Source organism: Streptomyces sp. NPDC003327 (genome assembly GCF_053589515.1).
Window position 1 is genome coordinate 1 of the sequence record NZ_JBSFSA010000054.1, and the last position, 20,350, is coordinate 20,350.

The window sequence follows — 20,350 nt, forward strand, 5'->3', positions numbered from 1 at the left end:
GGCGGAAACGGGCTTGTCGGCGGGGCGGAGAACCCGCCTGTGCTGACGTCGACAGGAGCGTCATGGTGGTTCCTAGCGTCGATGACCGACCGGTCCGGAGACAGGGGGGTGAAGCGGGGGAGCCCCGAGGGGAGCCGACGAGCCCCGATTTCGGGCGACCGGACCGATCACGGCGACGGGGCCCGATGTCGGGCGACGGGACCGATCACGGGCGACGCGCCGATCTCGGGTGACGCGCCCTTCTCGGGTGAGGCCCGGAGCGAGGCTGACAGACCGACAATGTTTACGTGATCATCGGTAATGTGATGGTGGCATTCCCTCCGGGGGGCGTCAAGCACGATGTGGTAGCGATGGGGAGGGATTCGGGTGACCGAGCAGAGCGCGACCGGTCGGTCGGTGACGGCCGTGAACGACGGCCGACGGGGGGTGCGATCGAGACCGCGTCGCGTGTCGATGGCGGACGTCGCCCAACGCGCGGGGGTCTCCTCGCAGACGGTGTCCCGGGTCTCCAACGGCGACGCGGCCGTGATCGAGGCGACCCGCCAGAAGGTCCTCGACGCGATGAAGGAGCTCGGGTACCGCCCCAACAGTGCGGCTCGAGCCCTCAAGCGCGGGGATTTCCGGGCCATAGGCGTCATCGTCATGGGGCTCACGAGCACCGGCAACGTCAGGACCCTGGACGCGATAGCCGGATCGGCGTCCCGTGCCGGTTACGCGGTCACCCTGATCCCGCTGGACGCGCCCACGCAGGAGAACGTCAAGGGCGCGTTCACCCGCCTCGACGAGCTGGCGGTCGACGCCGTCGTCCTCATCATGGAGGTGCACCTGCTCGACGCCGTCGCCCTCACCCTGCCCCCGCACGTCAAGGTCGTCGTCGTGGACTCGGAGGCCACCGGGCGCTTCCCGGTGGTGGACACCGACCAGCGGCAGGGCGCACGCGCGGCGGTGCGGCACCTGCTCGGCCTCGGTCACGGCACGGTCTGGCACGTGGCCGGGCCCGAGGAGTCCTTCGCCGCCGGGCGTCGCGCCGAGGCGTGGGCGGCGGCACTGCGCGAGGAGGGGCGCGCCGTGCCTCCCGTACTGCGCGGGGACTGGACCCCCGCGTCGGGCTACGAGGCGGGGCTGCGGCTCGCGGACGAGGGGTCCTGCACGGCGGTGTTCGTGGCCAACGACCAGATGGCGCTCGGTGTGCTGCGGGCGCTGCACGACCGCGGCGTGCGCGTTCCCGAGGACGTCAGCGTCGTGGGCTTCGACGACATCCCGGAGGCGGCCTCCTTCATTCCGCCCCTGACCACCGTCCACCAGGACTTCGCCCAGGTCGGAGCGTTGTGCGTCGAGGCCGTCCTGCGGGAACTGGCGGGCGAGACGGTGACGGGGGTGCAGCTCGTCGCGACCACCCTCGTGGAACGGGCCAGCACGGCGCCCCCCGGTGCCGCGGCCGTGGTTGCCAGCCGGGAGGGTAAAAGGGATAAATAGGGAGCATGAGTGAAGAAACGGACCATACGGGCGGTGGTGGGCGTCCCCGCCCCGCCCGGGGTCCGTGGCGCGTCCGGTCGTGGCTCACCACCCGGAGCGTGGCGCGCCAGGTCTTCCTCCTCCAGCTGGTGCTGGTGATCCTGCTCGTGGCGGCGGCGGTCGTCGCCATCCTCGTCCAGGCCCGGCGCGACACCATGACCGACGCCCGGCACCGGACCATCGCCGCGGCCCAGTCCTTCGCCCACGCCCCCGGTCTCGTACGGGCGCTGGAGAGCGACTTCCCGACGGTCGAGCTCCAGCCCCTGGCCGAGGGAGCCCGCAAGGCCGCGGGAATCGACGCCCTGATCGTGTACGAACTCGACGGGATCACCCTCACCCACAGCGACCCCACGCAGCTCGGCAAGCACGTCATCGGACCGTACGCCGAAGCCGCCGCCGGCCGGTCCTTCACCCGCACCTTCCAGGGCGCCCTCGGACTCTCCGTGGTCTCCGCCGCGCCCGTGCGGGACGCCCGCGGCCAGGTGGTCGCCGTCGTGTCCGCCGCGGTGACGGTCGAGAAGGTCCAGGACTCCGTCGACCAGCAGCTGCCCGTCATCCTCGGCAGCGCGGCGGGTGCCCTCGTGCTCGTCGTCCTCGGCACGGGCCTGGTCAGCCGACGACTGCGCCGCCAGACCCACGGCCTGGGCCCGGCGGAGATGACCCGGATGTACGAACACCACGACGCGGTCCTGCACGCCGTCCGCGAGGGCGTGCTCATCACCGGGCGCGACCACCGGCTGCTGCTCGCCAACGACGAGGCGCGCCGGCTCCTCGACCTGCCGCCGGACGCCGAGGGCCGCCGCGTCACGGACCTGGGTCTCGACGCCTCCCTCGCGGCCCTCCTGGCATCGGACCGGATCGCCACCGACGAGGTCCACCTCGCAGCGGACCGCCTCCTCGCCCTCAACAAACGGGTCACCCTGCCCCTCGGCGGCCAGCGGGGCAGCGTGGTGACCCTGCGGGACACCACCGAGCTGCGCTCCCTCTCCGGGCGGGCCGAGGTCGCACGGGAGCGGCTCACGCTGCTCTACGACGCCGGGGTGCGGATCGGGACGACCCTGGACGTCGTACGCACCGCCGAGGAGCTGGCGGAGGTGGCCGTCCCCGGCTTCGCGGACGTCGTCACCGTGGAGCTCCTCGACCCCGTCCTGGCCGGCGAGGAACCGGCCGGGGCCGGCACCGAGCTGCGCCGGACGGCCCTCGCGGGGCTCACCCGGGACCACCCCCTCTACCCCTCCGGAGAGCTGATCCGCTTCGTCCCCGGCTCGCCGGTGGACGTCAGCGTCACCGAGGGCCGCTCCGTCGTCGTGGCCGACCTCGCCTCCTCCGGGGGATGGCGCGCCCAGGACGAGGAGCGGGCCCGGCGGGTCCTCCACTACGGCATCCACTCCCTGGCGGTCGTACCGCTGCGCGCGCGGGGCGTGGTCCTGGGCGTGGCGAACTTCTGGCGGGCGGGCGAGTCGACGCCCTTCTCCGACGAGGACCTCTCCTTCGCCGAGGAGCTGGCGAACCGGGCCGCGGTCTCCATCGACAACGCCCGCCGCTACACCCGCGAGCACGCGATGGCGGTCACCCTCCAGCGCAGCCTGATGCCGCGCAGCCTCCCCGAGGAGGAGACGCTCGACGTGGCCTCCCGCTACCTGCCCGCGGAGTCCGGCGTGGGAGGCGACTGGTTCGACGTGATCCCGCTGCCGGGCGCCCGGGTCGCGCTCGTGGTGGGCGACGTCGTCGGGCACGGCCTGCACGCCGCCGCCACCATGGGCCGACTGCGCATCGCCGTGCACAACTTCTCCGCGCTCGACCTCTCCCCGGACGAGCTGATCCGGCGCCTGGACGAACTGGTGGCCCTCATCGACGCCCAGGGCGAGCCCCCGGACGCGCGGGGCGAGCCCTCCGCGCTGGGCGAGTCCTCCGGTGCCTGGGGCGAGATGATCACCGGAGCGACGTGCCTGTGCGTCGTCTACGACTCCGTCTCCGGCGAGGTCACGGTGGCCACGGCGGGACACCTGCCCCCCGCGGTCGTCCGGCCCGACGGGGGCGTGGAGTTCCTGGAGGCCCCGGTCTCCCCGCCGCTCGGGCTCGGCGCCGGGATGCCCGTCGAGACGGCGCGGACGACCCTGCCCGAAGGGTCCCGGCTCGTGCTCTACACCGACGGACTGCTCGAGGACCGCAGCCGCGACCCCGACGCGAGCATGGATGCCCTCCGTGACGCGCTCACCGGACCCGGCCGTACGCCGGAGGAGACCTGCTCCGCCGTCATCGACACGATGCTGCCGACCGGATCGGGCGACGACGTGGCCCTCCTCGTGGCGGGCGTGCGCCGCCTCGATCCCGAGCGGGTCGCGGTGTGGGACGTGCCGCGCGACCCGGCGGCCGTCAGCCCCGTCCGCAACGCGTGCGCCCGCAAGCTGGCCGAGTGGGGCCTGGACGACATCTCCTTCGGCACCGAACTCATCCTCAGCGAACTGATCACCAACGCCGTCCGCTACGGCCTCGAACCCGTCCGGGTCCGGCTCCTGTACAGCACCTCCCTGATCTGCGAGGTCTCCGACGGAAGCAGCACCTCCCCGTACATCCGGCGCGCCAGTGACACCGACGAGGGAGGCCGCGGCCTCTTCCTCGTCGCGCAGTACGCCGAGACGTGGGGCACGCGCTACTCGCCCCGGGGAAAGACCATCTGGGCCGCGCAGTCGACCGGCCCCGGCGGAGGTCCCGACCTGGACCACCTGGGGGAGGACGACATCCTCGGCCAGTGGGACGACGTGGAGCTGTGAAGGCCCGCGGGGCCGCGTCGTCCGTACGGAGACGGGCGGCGCGCCCCGGCCCGTGCGGACGCGCTCGCGCGGACACGGCGGGAGCGCCCGAGTAGTGTGGATGGCACCCCACCGTCCCTCTCTGCCCCCGTGGAGACGCCGTGGTCGAAGCCCGCCGGACCCGCGCCGTCGCCGTCGCGGCCTGCGTCGGTGTCCTGGTGCTGGGCCTGGGTGCCTGCGGCGAGGAGGCCGAGCCGGTACGGGTGGTGGGCCCCGCACGGGCGAGCTCGGCCGAGGAGGCCGGCGGGATGGAGGCCCTGGTCAGGGCGGCGCAGAAGGAGGGCACGCTCCACACGACGACCCTGCTGCGCCACTGGGCGAACTACGGCGGCCTGATGGACGGCTTCGAGAAGAAGTACGGGATCAAGATCGTCAACAGCAACCCGTTCGGGTCGAGCCAGCAGGAGATCGACGACATCAAGCGGAGCCGCGGCAAGCCGAGCGCCCCCGACGTCCTGGACCTCGGTGACGCCTTCGCGCAGTCGGCGGCGCGCGAGGGCCTGCTCTCCCCCTACCGGGTCGCCGACTGGGACAAGATCGCGGCGAACCAGAAGGACCCGAACGGGGCGTGGTTCAACAGCTACGGCGGTTACGTGTCCATCGGCTGCGACAGCACCCGGGTCCCGGTCTGCCCCGTCTCCTTCGCCGACCTGCTCAAACCCGAGTACCGGGGCATGGTCGCGCTCAACGGCGACCCGACGACGGCGGGATCCGCCTTTGCCGGTGTCTACGCGGCCGCCCTGGCGAACGGCGGCTCGTTCGACGACATCCAGCCGGGCATCGACTTCTTCGCCGAGCTCGACGACGTCGGCAACTACAACCGCGGCAACCCCAACCCGGAGGCGATCGCCCGCGGCGAGACCCCGATCAGCATCGAGTGGGACTTCCTCAACCTCCGGCACGTCGACGAGCTGCGCGGGACCGACGTGCGATGGAAGGTGTCGATCCCCTTCGACGGCAGCTTCTCGCAGTACTACGCCCAGGCGATCAACAAGTACGCCCCGCACCCGGCCGCGGCCCGGCTGTGGCAGGAGTACCTCGCGAGCACGGCGGGCCAGAACCTGCGCCTGTCGGGCTTCGCCCGCCCCGTGCTGATGGACGTCATGGCGAAGGACGGCACGCTGGACAAGGAGAAGGCGGCCCCGCTGCCGACGGTAGAGGGCGGTCCGCCGGTCTTCCCCGACGAAGCGCAGCTGGCCAAGGCGCTGCGGGTGGTGCGGGAGAACTGGGCCAAGGCCATTGAAGGTTGAACGACCGGTGGGGCGATCGGCTGGACGACGGCTGCCCCCATACGTCTCTTGACACACTCGATCCGGGCTTTCACACTCATTCCCAACACCCCGCGTTAACGTAAACACAGAGGGATGGCGCTCAGCCGTAACACGGCCGCCATCTCCTCCACACGGGCCGCGCTGCGCCGACCACCACTGCCTGCCACACCCCGGGCCCGGTCGGACACCGCCTTCGCGTACTCCTCCTCGTTCGTACGCGTCCCCACCCCCACCCCCCGCACCGGCACAGCCGCCGGGTCCGCCGCCTCCGACGGCGCGATCCACGGCCGGTTCCGCACAGCCAAAGGCAAGTGATCATGTCGCGCAAGAGAACCGGGGCATCGGCGGTCGTCGCCGCCGTGTCCGCCCTCCTCCTGTCCCTCGTCGGCGCCCTGGGCACGGCCCACGCCGCGCCGGTGAGCATCGCCAACGCCACCCAGTTCACCGACCCGGCGGGCAATCCCGTCCACGCCCACGGCGGTGGCGTCGTGAAGGTCGGCGAGTACTACTACTGGTTCGGTGAGAACCGGAACGCGGACAACAGCTTCCGGTACGTCTCCGCCTACCGGTCGGCCGACCTGAAGACGTGGGAGTTCCGCAACCACGTCCTGACGCAGGAGACGCACCCCGAACTGGCGGGCGCCAACATCGAACGGCCCAAGGTCATGTACAACGCCTCCACCGGCAAGTTCGTGATGTGGATGCACAAGGAGGGCAGCGCCACCGACTACTCCGAGGCGCGTGCGGCGGTCGCCGTGTCGGACACCGTCGACGGCGACTACGCTTGGCGGGGCAGCTTCCGCCCGCTCGGCCACATGTCCCGCGACATCACGACCTTCGTCGACACCGACGGCGCCGGCTACATGATCTCCGCCGCCAACGAGAACGCCGACCTGCACGTCTACCGGCTGACCGCCGACTACACGGCCATCGACAAGCAGGTGCAGAAGCTGTGGTCCGGGCAGTGGCGCGAGGCCCCCGCGATGTTCAAGCGCAACGGCGTCTACTTCCTGCTCACCTCCGGGGCCACCGGCTGGGCGCCCAACCAGCAGAAGTACGCCACGGCCACCAGCATCACCGGCGCCTGGAGCGGTCTGAAGGACGTGGGCGACTCGACCGCGTACCGCAGCCAGACGGCGTACGTCCTGCCGGTGCAGGGCACCAACGGGACGAGCTACCTCTACATGGGCGACCGCTGGGGCAACTCCATGGGCGGCATGGTCAACGACTCCCTCTACGTCTGGCTCCCGCTGAAGTTCCCCACCAAGACCACCCTGTCGATGGAGTACTCGCCCAGGATCACGATCGACGCCGCGGCCGGCAAGGTGACCGGCATGAACGTCGTCTGGGAGTCGCTGTCGGTCCGCTCCAGCGGCAAGTGCGCCGACGTGTCGAACTTCGACTCGGCCGACGGCGCCGCGCTCGTCCAGTGGGGCTGCGGCGGGGACATCAACCAGCAGTACTGGTTCAAGAACGTGGGCACCAGCGGCTACGTCCAGATCATGGCCCGCCACAGCGGCAAGTGCCTCGAAGTGAACGGGGGTTCCATCGAGGACGGGACCGCGGTCGTCCAGAAGACCTGCGGCGCCGTGAAGGCCCAGCACTGGAAGGTCGAGCCGACCGGCGACAACGGCTTCAGCCGACTGGTCGCGCGGCACAGCGGCAAGTGCCTGGAGGTGGCAGCCTGGTCGTACGCCGACGGCGCCGCGCTCGACCAGTGGACCTGCAACGACGGCCAGAACCAGCAGTGGTCGCGGTTCATCGCCTGACAGTGACGCCTCGCTGATCCGGGTGCCCCTCCATCCTCCGGGTGGAGGGGCACCCCTCTGTGTGCACCCACCCATGGGTCACAAGAAGATAACGGGTCTGAACCAGAAGTGGGGTGCTGTTCATCCGCGGGGAGGCTTGTGGCCATCTGTTGATCCTCGGTCGGCCCCAGGCTCATCAGCGCCCGGCCGCGACGGCCGTGCACCCCCGCTCACAGGTCCTCTCCGAAGGAGAATCCGTGCACCTGTCCCGTACTCTTCGCGCCGTCCTCGCGAGCACCGTGGCGGCAGCCGTCCTGCCGCTCGCCGCCTCCGTGACCCACGCCGCCGCGGGCGGCCCGCAGCCGTCCGCAGGCGCCTCCGCTGCCACCAAGCGCCCCAAGTCGCTGGTGATCGGCATCGACGGCGCGACCTTCGCCACGTTCGACAAGGCGAGGATGCCGAGGCTCAAGGGCCTCATGGCGACCGGCATGACCGCCACCAGCAACCTCTACGCGAACCCGATGGCCCCGACCTCCTCGGGTCCCGGCTGGTCGACCATCGCGACCGGCGTCTGGCCCGACAAGCACAAGGTCGTCGACAACAGCTTCGCCGGTGCCCGCTACGACCTCTACCCGGACTACGCCACCCGTCTGGAGAACGCCAACCCCGCCCTCAACACCGTGATCGTGGGCACCTGGAGCCCCATACGCGACACCGTCTTCGGCCCCGCCGTCGACACCCGCCTCGGCGGCGTCAGCGACGCCGACACCACGGCGACCGCCGTCTCCAAGCTCAAGACCACCGACGCCGACGCCACCTTCGTCCACCTCGACGAGGTCGACGGCGCCGGCCACTCCTACGGCACCGAGCACCGGGCCTACCTGGACGCCCTCAACAAGGCCGACACCCGGATCGGCCAGATCCTCGATGCCGTCACCTCCCGTACGGCGTACGCCGACGAGGACTGGCAGATCGTCGTCACCGCCGACCACGGCCACATGCCGAACGGCGGCCACGGCGGCAACACCCCCGGAGAGCGCCAGACGTTCGTCATCGCCAAGGGCGCCGGCTTCGCCCCCGGCTCGGTCCGCAACGACGTCAAGGTCAGCGACGTCGCCCCCACCGTCCTCGCCCACTTCGGGGTCACCGCCGACCCGGCGTGGCAGCTCGACGGCAAGGCGATCGGCACGCTCACGCCCGACGCCTTCGACGCCCTGCGGCCCTCCCTGAACACCCGGGTCGACGAGCTCGCCCTGCCCTCCACCCTCAAGGGCTGGACGACCACCGCGCCCGGCGGCTGGACCGTCGACAACTCCGCCATGCCCACGGGCGGCGTCACCGAGTGGCGCGGCTGGTCCTTCGCGACGGACGAGTTCTGGAGCAACACCGACCTGGGGCAGGGCCGCGAGACGAACGTCCGGGCGCGTGACGTCTTCGCCGTCGCCGACTCCGACGAGTGGGACGACAAGGCCCACGGTGCAGGGCAGTTCGACTCCACCCTGGTCAGCCCCGCCTTCGCCGTGACCGGCGGCACGACCGCGACCGTCTCGTACGCCACGAACTACAAGATCGACGGCCCCCAGACCGGTGACGTCCACATCTCCTTCGACGGCGGCCCCCGGCAGCTCGTGCAGTCCTACCGCGCGGACCGCAACGCCTTCGAGAAGTTCGCCGTCGCCGTCCCGGCCGGCGCCACCACCGCCCGCCTCTCCTTCCGCTACACGGGCACCAACAGCGCCTTCTGGACGATCGACCAGGTGGCCCTGACCTCCTGATCCCCCGCAAGACCCACCAGGGCCCGACCGCCGCCGCGGTCGGGCCCTCACCGCGTCACCCGGTCGGAGGGCGCCCCGCCGCGACGCGTGAACCACGGGATCGGGATCTCGTCGATGTTGCGTGTGCCTCACCAGTGGACGCTGTTCAAGGAGAGCCTTCGGCCGCCAAGCTGTGCGGCAAGCTCCGCACCGTGACGGGGCCCTTTGTGATCGAGTTGGGAACACGCCGTTGACGGGCACAGCAGCGAACGGAGAACACTCGTGATTGTCGGAGTCCTCAAGGAAGCGCGGGCAGGTGAGCATCGCGTCGCGGCCACGCCGGCCACCGTCGAACAGATCCGCAAACTGGGGTACGAGGTCGTCGTCGACTCCGGCGCGGGCGTCGCGGCCGGCTTCACCGACGGCGCCTACGAGGCCGCGGGCGCGGCCCTCGGGGACGCGGCGGCCGCGGACGTGGTGCTCGGGGTCAACGCCCCGAGCCCGTCCCAGCTGGACGGGGTACGGCCGGAGGCGACGGTGATCGCCCTGTTCGCGCCCGCCTTCGACCCGGCGATGGTGGAGGAGCTGGGCCGCCGCCCGTTCACGGCGCTGTCGATGGACGCCGTCCCGCGCATCAGCCGCGCCCAGTCCATGGACGTGCTGTCCTCGATGGCGAACATCGCGGGCTACCGCGCGGTGGTGGAGGCGGCGCACGAGTTCGGGCGCTTCTTCACCGGCCAGGTGACCGCCGCGGGCAAGGTGCCCCCGGCGAAGGTGCTCGTCGCGGGCGCCGGGGTCGCCGGTCTCGCCGCGATCGGCACGGCGGGCTCGCTCGGCGCGATCGTCCGGGCGACCGACCCGCGTCCCGAGGTCGCCGACCAGGTCCGCTCGCTCGGCGGCGAGTACCTGTCGATCGAGTCCCCCGAGGTCGAGGTCTCGAAGACCGGCTACGCCAAGGAGATGGGCGACGACTACAAGGCGCGCGAGGTCGAGCTGTACGCGGCCCAGTGCCGCGACGTCGACATCGTCGTCACCACGGCGCTGATCCCGGGCCGCCCCGCGCCGGTGCTGATCACCGCGGAGATGGTGGCGAGCATGCGGCCCGGCTCGGTGATCGTCGACATGGCGGCCGCCAACGGCGGCAACGTCGAGGGCACCGTGAAGGGCGAGAAGGTCGTCACCGACAACGGCGTGACGATCATCGGGTACACCGACCTGGCGGGCCGACTGCCCGCGCAGGCCTCGCAGCTGTACGGCACGAACCTGGTGAACCTGCTCAAGCTGATGACGCCCGAGAAGGACGGCCGGCTCGTCCTGGACTGGGACGACCCGGTGCAGCGGTCGATCACCGTCGTACGCGAGGGCGAGTCGGCGTGGCCGCCCCCGCCGGTCCAGGTCTCGGCGGCCCCGGCCCCCGCGGCCGCCGCCGCGCCCGCGGTGGAGTCGCCGGTACGGAAGCCGGTGACGGCCGGCCGCAAGTTCGGCGGGGTGGCCGTGGCCGCCCTGGCGCTCTTCCTGGCGGCCGGGTTCGCCCCGGCGGCGCTGCTGCCCCACGTGACGGTGTTCGTGCTCGCGATCGTGATCGGCTACTACGTGATCGGCCATGTGCACCACGCCCTGCACACACCGCTGATGTCGGTGACGAACGCGATCTCCGGGATCATCGTCGTCGGCTCGCTCCTGCAGATCGGGCAGACGAGCACGGCCGTCACGGTGCTCTCGTTCGTCGCGATCCTTCTGGCCAGTATCAACGTCTTCGGCGGCTTCGCGGTGACGCGTCGCATGCTCGCCATGTTCAACCGGAGCTGACATGTCTGCGACCATCGCCGCCCAGGCGGCCTACCTCGTTGCCGCCCTGCTGTTCATCCTGGCCCTCGCGGGCCTCTCCAAGCACGAGTCGGCGCGGCTCGGCAACGCCTTCGGCATGCTCGGCATGGGCGTCGCGCTCGTCGCGACGGTCGTCCTCGCGGTCGACGGCGACGTCAGCACCGCGGGCCTCGGTCTGATGGGCTTGGCCATGCTGATCGGCGCGCTGATCGGCCTCCAGCGGGCCCGCGGCGTCGAGATGACCGGCATGCCCGAACTCATCGCGCTGCTGCACTCCTTCGTCGGCCTCGCCGCCGTCCTCGTCAGCTGGAACGGCTTCCTCAACGTCGAGCACGACCCGCACGGCCACGAGGCCGAGGCCCTGGACGCGCTCGGCACGCTCGGCATCCACCACGCCGAGGTGTTCATCGGCGTCTTCATCGGCGCGGTGACCTTCACCGGCTCCATCGTCGCCAACCTCAAGCTCTCCGCGAGGATCGACTCCAAGCCGCTGATGCTGCCGGGCAAGAACGCCCTGAACCTCGGCGCGCTCGGCCTGTTCGTCGCCCTGACGGTCTGGTTCGTGATCACGCCCGACCTGTGGCTGCTGATCGCCGTGACGGCCCTCGCCCTGGCCCTCGGCTGGCACCTCGTCGCGTCCATCGGCGGCGGCGACATGCCCGTCGTCGTCTCCATGCTGAACAGCTACTCCGGCTGGGCCGCGGCCGCCTCCGGCTTCCTCCTCGGCAACGACCTGCTGATCATCACCGGCGCGCTGGTCGGCTCCTCCGGTGCCTACCTGTCGTACATCATGTGCAAGGCGATGAACCGCTCCTTCCTCTCCGTGATCGCGGGCGGCTTCGGCATCGAGGCGCCCTCGGGCACGGAGGTCGACTACGGCGAGCACACCGAGATCACCGCCGAGAGCGCCGCCGAACTCCTCACCTCCGCCCGCTCGGTCGTCATCACGCCCGGGTACGGCATGGCCGTCGCCCAGGCGCAGTACCCGGTCGCCGAGCTCACCTCGAAGCTCCGCGCGAAGGGCGTCGACGTGCGCTTCGGCATCCACCCGGTCGCCGGCCGCCTGCCCGGCCACATGAACGTGCTCCTGGCCGAGGCCAAGGTGCCGTACGACATCGTCCTCGAAATGGACGAGATCAACGACGACTTCGCCGACACCGACGTCGTCCTCGTCATCGGCGCCAACGACACGGTCAACCCGGCCGGGGCGGAGGACCCCAGCAGCCCGCTCGCCGGCATGCCGGTCCTCACGGTGTGGGAGGCCAACAAGGTCATCGTCTTCAAGCGTTCGATGGCCTCCGGTTACGCGGGCGTCCAGAACCCGCTGTTCTTCCGGGAGAACACCGCCATGCTCTTCGGCGACGCCAAGCAGCGCGTCGAGGACATCGTCGGCGCGCTCTGAGCGAGGGGGGCTTCGGCGGCCTCGGCGGTCGGGCCCCCTCAGCGTGCCGGGCGACGGCTGAACCGCCTGCGCGGCCGAGGTCCGGCTCCCTCGCCGGGCTCGGTGTTTCGGCGGGCGTCCTGTGGTGAGACGCACGGCATGAAGACGTATCCGCGCGTTCTGCGGTCGGTACTGCCCTCCGGGCAGGCACCCGGCCGCCTGCTGCAGGCGATGGACCGGCTGGAGAACTCGCCGCGTGCCGACCGGCTCGCGGACGCCCTGAGCGGCGCGGTGCGGGCGCTGCCGCTCGGCGGTGCGCGCGACGTGCTGCACGGAAGATGGCTCGGCCACCCCGTGCACCCACTGATGGTGCAGTTCCCGATCGGGGCGTGGCTCTCGGCCGCCGTACTCGACCTCGTACCGGGACGTCAGCGCCGCCGCACGGCCGGGCTGCTCGTCGCCGCCGGGCTCGCCGGGGCGGGACCGGCGGCCGTCGCCGGCTGGGTCGACTGGGCCGAGCTGCGGCGCCCGCAGCAGCGCGTCGGCCTCGTCCACGCGGCGGCGAACATCACGGGCGTGGCCCTCTACGCCGCCTCCCTCTCGGCCCGTTGCCGCGGGCGCCACTGGCGCGGCCGCCTCTGGGGGTTCGCCGGCCTCGGCGTCATCGCGGCGGGCGGGGCGATCGGCGGCCACCTCGCCTACCGGCAGGCCGCGGGCCCCAACCACGCCGAGCAGGTCACCGTGCTCGTACCGCCCGGCTGGCATCCGGTCGCGTCCCTCGCCGACCTCGAGCCCGGCCGGCCGTACCGCGCGCATGTCGGCGAGGTGCCCGTGGTCCTCGTCAGGACGGACGCGCGGACGGTCCGGGCGCTCGCGGAGCGCTGCAGCCACCAGGCCGGACCCCTCTCCGAGGGCGAGGTCGTCGACGGCTGCCTGCGCTGCCCCTGGCACGGCAGCACCTTCCGGCTCGACGACGGATGGAACGTGACGGGCCCGGCCACCGCGCCCCAGCCCGTCTTCGACACCCGCGTCGTCGACGGCCGGGTCGACGTACGCCTCCGCACCACCTGGTCGTCCAACGGCTCCGGGCCCGCCCCCGCGGAGACGGCCGGCCCGGATGCCACGGCGGGGACCGCGGACGCGGTACGGGCGGAGTACGGCGACGACGCGCGTCAGCCCGGGACCGGTACGGGCACCGGGTCGGTGAACGGCACCGGCCCCGGTGCCTGCAACCCCCGCTGACCGGACGACGACCAGGCCACCCCCCCCACGCCGGGACCCCTCACGTGCGCATGCGCTTCCCTGCCGCGGGGCCGGGCCGGTTCCCGTACCCGCGCACGGTGTGCCGGGCCGCCCCGCTCCGGCGCGGGGTGGCACGCTCGGGGCGGGGCGGGGGAGGCCGTACAGCACAGTGAGCGGAGCGAGGCACCAGTACATGACCCAGCGCAGCAAGCGGGACGCCCGGCACGCCGCGTTCCTCCGGCGACTCCGACGCGACCCGTTCGTCGTGCAGACCGTGCGCTCCACGGCGGCGGCGACTCTCAGTTACGTCGTCGCGCTCTGGCTCAGCAGCGAGCCCGTGCCGCTCACCGCACCCCTGACGGCGCTGCTCGTCGTCCAGGTCACGCTCTACTCGACGCTCACCACCAGCCTGCGGCGGGTCAACTCCGTCGTCGTCGGCGTCCTCATCGCCATCGCGTTCAGCGTGCTCGTCGGCCTCTCCTGGTGGAGCCTCGCCCTCGTCATCCTGGCCTCCCTCCTGGTGGGGCGGATGGTCAAGGTGGAGGAGTTCATCCCCGAGGTCGCCATCAGCGCCATGCTGGTGCTCGGCGTCACCCAGGTCGCCGACACCGCCTGGGACCGGGTCCTCGAAACGCTCATCGGCGCCGTCGTCGGCATGCTGTTCAACCTGATGCTCGCACCGCCGGTCTGGGTGGACACGGCGGGCGAGTCGATCGAGGACCTCGCGCGGCGGATGCGGCGCATGCTGCTCGACGTCGCCGAGGAGTTCTCGGGGGCGCCACCGGTCGAGCGGGCCGCGGCCCGGCTGCACGAGGCGCGGCAGCTCGACAACGACGTCGCCGAGGTCGACGCCGCCCTGCGGACCGCCGAGGACAGCCTGCGCCTCAACCCGCGCGTGAAGGAGGGCCTGCTCCACCGCGTCGTCCTGCGCACCGGGCTCGACACCCTGGAGATCTGCGCGGTCGTGGTGCGCGTCCTCGCCCGGACCGTCACGGACCTGGCGAAGGAGCAGGACGGCGGGGACCTGCTGCCCGGCCCGACGGCCCTCGCCCTGCGCGAGACGGCCCAGCACACCTCCGACGCCTTCGTCAGCTACGCCGTCCTCGTCACGGCCCGCGGCAGCGAGGCCGCGGAGGCGGCCGAGAACCGGCTGGCGGGCGAGCTGCGCGCGGCCCGCGCCCGCCGGGCCCGGGCCGCCGAGCTGCTGCTCGCCCTCGCCCTGCGGGAGCCCGGCCGCTGGCAGCTCTACGGGGCCCTGCTCACCGAGATCGACCGGATCCTCGACGAGCTGGACCCCGAGCACCGGGGACGGCGCCTGATGGAGGAGCTGGACCGGCACGCGCGCGAGCGCCGCGAGCGCCGTCGCCGCCTCAGGCCCCGGCGCCGCGCGGCCGTCGGCGGCAACGCCTGACGCCGACCCGCCCCGGACCCCTGGCGACGTGCCGCGAGGGGGTCAGTCGCGGTCGATGAGGACGGCGGTGCCCTGGCCGACGCCGACGCACATGGTGGCGAGGCCGTGGCGGTCGCCGGTGCGGTGCATGCGGTGGAGGAGGGTGGTGAGGAGACGGGCGCCGGAGCCGCCGAGGGGGTGGCCGAGGGCGATGGCGCCGCCCTGGGGGTTCACGAGGTCGGGGTCGATGCCGAGTTCGCGGACGCAGGCGAGGGCCTGGGCGGCGAAGGCCTCGTTGAACTCGGCCGTGTCGATGCCGTCGAGGGTGCGGCCGGTGCGGCCGAGGACGCGCCGGACGGCGGGGACGGGGCCGATACCCATGACGTCGGGGTGGACGCCGGCGCTGGCGCCGCCCGCGTACCGGCCGAGGGGCTCCAGGTCCAGCTCCCGCAGGGCTTCCTCGCTGACGAGGAGGAGGGCGGCGGCGCCGTCGTTCATGGGGGAGGCGTTGCCGGCGGTGACGGTGCCGTCGGGGCGGAAGACCGGCTTGAGGGCGGCGAGCTTCTCGGCGGTGGTGTCGGGGCGGATGGACTCGTCCTGGGTGACGGTGGTGCCGTCGGCGAGGGTGACCGGGACGATCTCGGCGTCGAAGAGTCCGTCCTTGCGGGCGGCGGCGGCGAGCTGGTGGCTGCGCAGGGCGAAGGCGTCCTGGTCCTCGCGGCTGACGCCGTAGCGGGCGGCGACCTCCTCGGCGGTCTCGCCCATGGAGAGCACGCCGTGGAGCTCCTTCATGCGGGGGTGGGTGAGCCGCCAGCCGAGCTTGGTGTCGAAGATCTCCTGGCCGTGGGGGAGTGCCTGGTCGGGCCGGGGGAGGACGAACGGGGCGCGGCTCATGGACTCGGAGCCGCCCGCGAGGACGATGTCGGCCTCGCCGGAGGCGATGGTGCGGGCGGCGGTGGTGACGGCTTCGAGGCCGGAGGCGCAGAGGCGGTTGAGGGTGGCGCCGGGGACGGTGTCGGGCAGTCCGGCGAGCAGGACGGCCATCCGGGCCACGTTCCGGTTGTCCTCGCCCGCCTGGTTGGCGGCGCCCCAGTAGACGTCGTCGACCCGGGCGGGGTCCAGGCCGGGCACGGCGTCGAGGACGGCGCGGACGGCGGTGGCGGCGAGGTCGTCGGGGCGTACGGAGGACAGCGCGCCGCGCAGGCGGCCGATCGGGGTGCGTCGGGCGGCGGCGAAGTACACGGGGCGCATGGTCACGGCTCCAGTGGGTCGGGGCGTATACCCCTGAAACTAGCAGCGCAAGTTTTGGGACTCCAGTCCCCCGTGACCGCTGTGCCCGCCCGTGTGTACGCCCGGACCCTCGGGGCACTCGCACACCGGGTGCGCGCACCCCGTCAAAAGCCGCCGCCCGGTCTCCCCCCTCCGGGCGGCGGTGCGGCGCGGCACCGCAGGCAGCCCCCGAACGTAGTCCGCACGCCCCACGAACGCAGCCCCCCGATCACACGGAAGGTGTCGCCATGAAGGCCGTCACTTGGCAGGGTCGCCGCAACGTCTCGGTGGAGACCGTCCCCGATCCGCGGATCCAGGAACCCACGGACGTCATCGTGCGCATCACCTCCACCGGCCTGTGCGGATCGGACCTGCACCTGTACGAGGTGCTCGGACCGTTCCTCGACCCCGGCGACATCCTCGGGCACGAGCCGATGGGGGTCGTGGTCGAGACGGGGCCCGAGGTGCGCAAGCTCGCTCCCGGCGACCGCGTCGTCGTGCCGTTCAACGTCTCCTGCGGCACCTGCATGATGTGCCGCGGCGGCCTGCACTCCCAGTGCGAGACGACGCAGGTCCACGCCCACGGCACGGGAGCCGCGCTGTTCGGCTACACCAAGCTGTACGGGCAGGTGCCCGGCGGTCAGGCCGAGTACCTGCGGGTGCCGTTCGGCGACACCCTCCCCATCAAGGTCCCCGAGGGCCCGGCGGACGACCGCTTCGTCTACCTCTCGGACGTCATGCCCACGGCGTGGCAGGCCGTCGAGTACGCGGACGTGCCCCCCGGCGGCACCCTCGCCGTCCTCGGCCTCGGCCCCATCGGCGACATGGCCGCCCGGATCGCCCTGCTGCGCGGGGCCGGTCTCGTCATCGGCCTCGACCCCGTCCCCGAACGGCGGGCGCGCGCCGAGGCCCGCGGCGTGCGGACCCTGGACCCGTGCGCGTCCGACGCCGACGCCCTCGAGCAGGTGCGCGACCTCACCGACGGACGCGGCCCCGACGCGGTCGTCGACGCCGTCGGCATGGAGGCCCACGGGGCCCCGGTCGCCCGAGGCCTCCACTCGCTGGTCGCCCACCTGCCGGACGCGATGGCCCGGGGCATGATGCGCCGCTTCGGCGTGGACCGGCTCACCGCGCTCCACCTGGCGGTGGACCTCGTGCGCCGCGGCGGCACCGTGTCGCTCTCCGGGGTGTACGGGGGAGCGGCCGACCCGATGCCGCTGCTCGCCATGTTCGACAAGCAGCTGACGCTCCGCATGGGGCAGGCGAACGTCCTGCGCTGGGTGGACAGCCTCCTGCCGCTCCTCACCGACGACGACCCGCTGGGCGTCGACGACTTCGCCACCCACCGCGTGCCGCTCACCGAGGCACCCACGGCGTACGAGATGTTCCAGACGAAGCGCGACGGCGCCGTGAAGATCCTGTTCACGCCGTGACGCGGAGCGCGTGACGCCGAGTGCTTCCGCTCGTCGGTCGTCAGCCCTCCACGCCCGTGGCGGAGTGCGGGGAGCCGACGGGCTTGGACTCCGGGGACCCCCGCTGGCGCAGGTAGACCGAGAGGATGGCCATCGCCGACACGGCCAGGAGCTCCGACTGCCAGTTCTGCAGCGACCGGTTCCAGAAGTCGGCGGACCCGACATAGGCGATCCAGTCGACGGGGGCCTGGAGCTGGCGCAGCCGGACGTCGTTGTACGCGGAAACGCCGGCCACCGACTGGGCGAACCAGGACAGGAAGAAGAGCACGGCCATGACCAGGCCCAGCGAGTGCGCGTACACCTTCTGGCGCCAGTCCTCGGCGCCCGCCCAGCGGGGCGAGTCCTCCTCGGAGTGGTCTCCCACCTTCTGGTCCCGGTCGCTCTCGCTTCCGGCGCGGTCGAGGGGCTTCGACTCGGGCGAGCCGCGCTGGAGGAGGTGCACGGTGCCGTAGACGTACAGGAAGAACTGGAGGAACTCCGACTGCCAGTTCTCCGTGACGTCCACGGCGAAGTCCGAGGACATCAGGTAGTCGCCGAGCCCGACCTGCTGGAGCCCCTCGACCGCGAGCTGCTCGTTGAACTCGGCGCGTCCGGCGACGGCCTGGGCGCCGAGGACGAGGAGGAAGGCCGCGCCGAAGACCAGGGTGAGGCTGTTCGAGCGCCAGAACCCGAGTCGGCCCGCGGGCTTCCCGCTCACCGTTGCATCGCCCCGATCGCGGTGAAGTAGGCGAGGCCGCCCAGAATGGTCAGCAGGCAGCCGATGAACACGGCCCTCATGCCGTCATCCTCCCTTCAGCGCGCACTGGAACGGCTCGTCCTCGCCCTGCGCGGAGCACCCCGCCGCGGTGACCTTCCACCCGTCGGCGAACTGGGACAGGAACAGCGTGTCGCCCTCGGTGCGCAGCAGCGCCTGCCGGCCGTACACGTCGATCCCGCGCGCCCCGCCGGCCGGCGGCAGGTCGAGCTCCTGCAGCGCCGGACCGCAGGGGCCCTTCGCGTCCTCCTCGACCTGTTCCCTGGTCTCGGGGGCGAGCAGCGCGCAGCCGGCCCGGAAGTCCCCGGCCGCCACCGCCTCGGTGAACCGCAGCCCCGCCCCGGAGGCGCCGTCCTCGCGGGCCGCGGACGCGCCGCAGCCGCACAGCAGAGCGGCGGCCAGCAGCATGCCGGCCGCGCGGGAGGTCACCGACATCATGGCCCCCACCCTGCACGCGACAGCCGTGCGGCCCCGCCACGCGGGGCCGCACGGTGCGCCGGTTTCACTCGATCGCGGACGTCCGGTCCGGCCGCTCCCCGGAGCCGCCGCGCGCGTCGCCGGAGCCCGCCGCGCCCTGCTCGGCTCCGGTGCTGAGCAGGCGGTGGAAGAAGGAGCGGTACTGCCGCAGGGCCGTGCGCAGCCGCTCCGTGTCGACGTCCTCGCCCTGCTGCCACTGGCCCTCCAGATTCCTGCGGTGGTCGGCGAAGGTCGCGGCGAGCTTCTGCATCACGTCGGCGACGAGGGAGTCGGCCGCGTGCACGGCCTCCCGCGGGTCGTCGACGAAAAGGCTCTGGATGTCGCGCCAGCGCGTCCGGAAATCCTCCTCGTCCCCGGCCGCCATCAGCCGCGGCGTCTCGTCGGCCGAGCCGCCGCCGGTCCCGCCGGAGCCGAAACCGCCGGTCCCGCCGGAGCCGAAACCGCCGGTCCCGCCGGAGCCGAAACCGCCGGTCCCGACGCCGACGCCCCCGTCACCGCTCGGGCCGCCGCCGCTCTCGGTCATGCCCCGGTCGCCGACCGCGCCACCGGCCCCCGTCGTGTCGCTGTCCGTCCCGGTTTCGGTGCCGTTCTCCCGCGGGGTGTCGCCCTCGCCGCTGGTGGCGATGCTCTCCCCGGGGTACGTCGGGGGCGCGTCGGACGCGCGGCCGAAACCGCCGTCCGTCCCGCGCCCGGTGTCCTGCGAGGACGAGCCGGTGGCGGCGATGTCCTCGGTCGACGAGCCTGACCCGGCCCGCCCCGGTGTGTCGTTGTCGTGCATGCCGCACCTCTCAGGACCGGCCGGAGCCGGAGCGGTTCCCGTCGGCCAGCAGTTCGTCGAAGAGGACCCGGTAGTGGATCATCGCGCCGCGCAACTGTTCGGTCGTGGCCCGGTGATCGGCGCTGAGGCGGTCGATCTCGTGCGCGGCGCGGTAGTGCTCCAGGGTGCGCCCGTGCTCGACGGACAGGTCCCGGGCCCGCTGCTCGAAGTCGTCCGTGGGGTAGCCCCGCTCGCGCATGAGGGCCGTCACCAGGCGGTCCGCGTCGTGCACCGAGGACTCGGGACGGTCCACGAACTGTTCCTGGACCCCCTGCCACTCGCGCGCGTAACGGTCCTTCAGCTCGGGCGGGAGCGGCCGGATGTCGAGCGAGTCGTGCCGCTTCTCACGGGCGTCGAGCTCCTGCTCGGCGGCCCTGCGGCTGCCCGTCTCGTCGACCGCGCGGTCGTATTCCGGGCCGAAGTTCTCCTGGAGCCGGCGCCGTCGGCGCCGCTGGAGGGCGACCGCCACCGCGATCAGGACGAGTACCACCGCGACCGGGATGACGATCGCGAGAATGGTTCCTGTGGACATGGACGACCCCCTTGCTCTGCGACGGGCCTCTGACTTGCGCGAGTGCCCGCCGTCGGGAAGGTGAAACCGTCCGGCCGGCGCCGGGCAC

The 20,350-nt window shown here is 72.6% G+C and carries 16 protein-coding genes; 11 read left to right on the plus strand and 5 right to left on the minus strand.

Translation table 11 applies throughout. The features are described 5' to 3' along the window. Positions 1-453 precede the first annotated feature (453 nt). The 10 genes from ACWDVG_RS28235 (at position 454) to ACWDVG_RS28280 (ending at position 14,962) form a co-directional block, all read left to right on the plus strand. Entirely contained in the window at positions 454-1,476 is a 1,023-nt protein-coding gene (locus ACWDVG_RS28235; protein ID WP_451703271.1) for a LacI family DNA-binding transcriptional regulator, read from the plus strand. A gap of 5 nt (positions 1,477-1,481) precedes the next feature. After that, positions 1,482-4,289, plus strand: coding sequence for a SpoIIE family protein phosphatase (locus ACWDVG_RS28240; protein WP_451703204.1), 2,808 nt, complete (start codon positions 1,482-1,484; stop codon positions 4,287-4,289). A gap of 140 nt (positions 4,290-4,429) precedes the next feature. Beyond that, positions 4,430-5,578, plus strand: a complete 1,149-nt coding sequence (locus tag ACWDVG_RS28245) for an ABC transporter substrate-binding protein (protein ID WP_451703207.1) — start codon at positions 4,430-4,432, stop codon at positions 5,576-5,578. 114 nt (positions 5,579-5,692) lie between these two features. Further along, positions 5,693-5,914, plus strand: coding sequence for a hypothetical protein (locus ACWDVG_RS28250; protein WP_451703209.1), 222 nt, complete (start codon positions 5,693-5,695; stop codon positions 5,912-5,914). Positions 5,915-5,916: 2 nt separating this feature from the next. Then, positions 5,917-7,368 (plus strand): RICIN domain-containing protein, encoded by a 1,452-nt coding sequence (locus ACWDVG_RS28255; RefSeq protein WP_451703212.1) that lies wholly within the window; start codon positions 5,917-5,919, stop codon positions 7,366-7,368. Between the two features lie 236 nt (positions 7,369-7,604). After that, positions 7,605-9,122: an alkaline phosphatase family protein gene (locus tag ACWDVG_RS28260; RefSeq protein WP_451703215.1), complete on the plus strand. Its 1,518-nt coding sequence runs from the start codon at positions 7,605-7,607 to the stop codon at positions 9,120-9,122. Positions 9,123-9,383: 261 nt separating this feature from the next. Next, on the plus strand, positions 9,384-10,910 hold the full coding sequence (locus ACWDVG_RS28265) for a Re/Si-specific NAD(P)(+) transhydrogenase subunit alpha (RefSeq protein ID WP_451703217.1): 1,527 nt from the start codon (positions 9,384-9,386) through the stop codon (positions 10,908-10,910). A gap of 1 nt (position 10,911) precedes the next feature. Continuing rightward, entirely contained in the window at positions 10,912-12,330 is a 1,419-nt protein-coding gene (gene pntB / locus ACWDVG_RS28270; protein ID WP_451703219.1) for a Re/Si-specific NAD(P)(+) transhydrogenase subunit beta, read from the plus strand. Between the two features lie 138 nt (positions 12,331-12,468). Beyond that, the gene (locus tag ACWDVG_RS28275) at positions 12,469-13,551 is read left to right on the plus strand and encodes a Rieske 2Fe-2S domain-containing protein (protein WP_451703222.1); all 1,083 of its coding nucleotides are present in this window, start codon (positions 12,469-12,471) and stop codon (positions 13,549-13,551) included. A gap of 193 nt (positions 13,552-13,744) precedes the next feature. Then, positions 13,745-14,962 carry an FUSC family protein gene (locus ACWDVG_RS28280; protein WP_451703225.1) on the plus strand — a complete coding sequence of 406 codons (1,218 nt, stop codon included), beginning with the start codon at positions 13,745-13,747 and terminating at the stop codon, positions 14,960-14,962. Between the two features lie 42 nt (positions 14,963-15,004). On the opposite strand, the gene ACWDVG_RS28285 is transcribed toward ACWDVG_RS28280, so the two are convergent. Then, on the minus strand, positions 15,005-16,192 hold the full coding sequence (locus ACWDVG_RS28285) for a thiolase family protein (protein WP_451703272.1): 1,188 nt from the start codon (positions 16,190-16,192) through the stop codon (positions 15,005-15,007). Between the two features lie 266 nt (positions 16,193-16,458). Between ACWDVG_RS28285 and ACWDVG_RS28290 the strand changes: the two genes are divergently transcribed. Next, entirely contained in the window at positions 16,459-17,643 is a 1,185-nt protein-coding gene (locus ACWDVG_RS28290) for a zinc-dependent alcohol dehydrogenase (RefSeq protein WP_451703227.1), read from the plus strand. A gap of 40 nt (positions 17,644-17,683) precedes the next feature. On the opposite strand, the gene ACWDVG_RS28295 is transcribed toward ACWDVG_RS28290, so the two are convergent. From ACWDVG_RS28295 to ACWDVG_RS28310, 4 genes are all read right to left on the minus strand, one after another. Next, positions 17,684-18,379, minus strand: coding sequence for a DUF6766 family protein (locus tag ACWDVG_RS28295; RefSeq protein WP_451703229.1), 696 nt, complete (start codon positions 18,377-18,379; stop codon positions 17,684-17,686). Positions 18,380-18,463: 84 nt separating this feature from the next. Next, positions 18,464-18,874, minus strand: a complete 411-nt coding sequence (locus ACWDVG_RS28300; RefSeq protein ID WP_451703232.1) for a hypothetical protein — start codon at positions 18,872-18,874, stop codon at positions 18,464-18,466. A 64-nt stretch (positions 18,875-18,938) separates the two neighbouring features. Then, positions 18,939-19,691: a hypothetical protein gene (locus ACWDVG_RS28305; protein ID WP_451703234.1), complete on the minus strand. Its 753-nt coding sequence runs from the start codon at positions 19,689-19,691 to the stop codon at positions 18,939-18,941. A 10-nt stretch (positions 19,692-19,701) separates the two neighbouring features. Next, on the minus strand, positions 19,702-20,262 hold the full coding sequence (locus tag ACWDVG_RS28310; protein ID WP_451703237.1) for a hypothetical protein: 561 nt from the start codon (positions 20,260-20,262) through the stop codon (positions 19,702-19,704). Between the last annotated feature and the right edge of the window lie 88 nt (positions 20,263-20,350).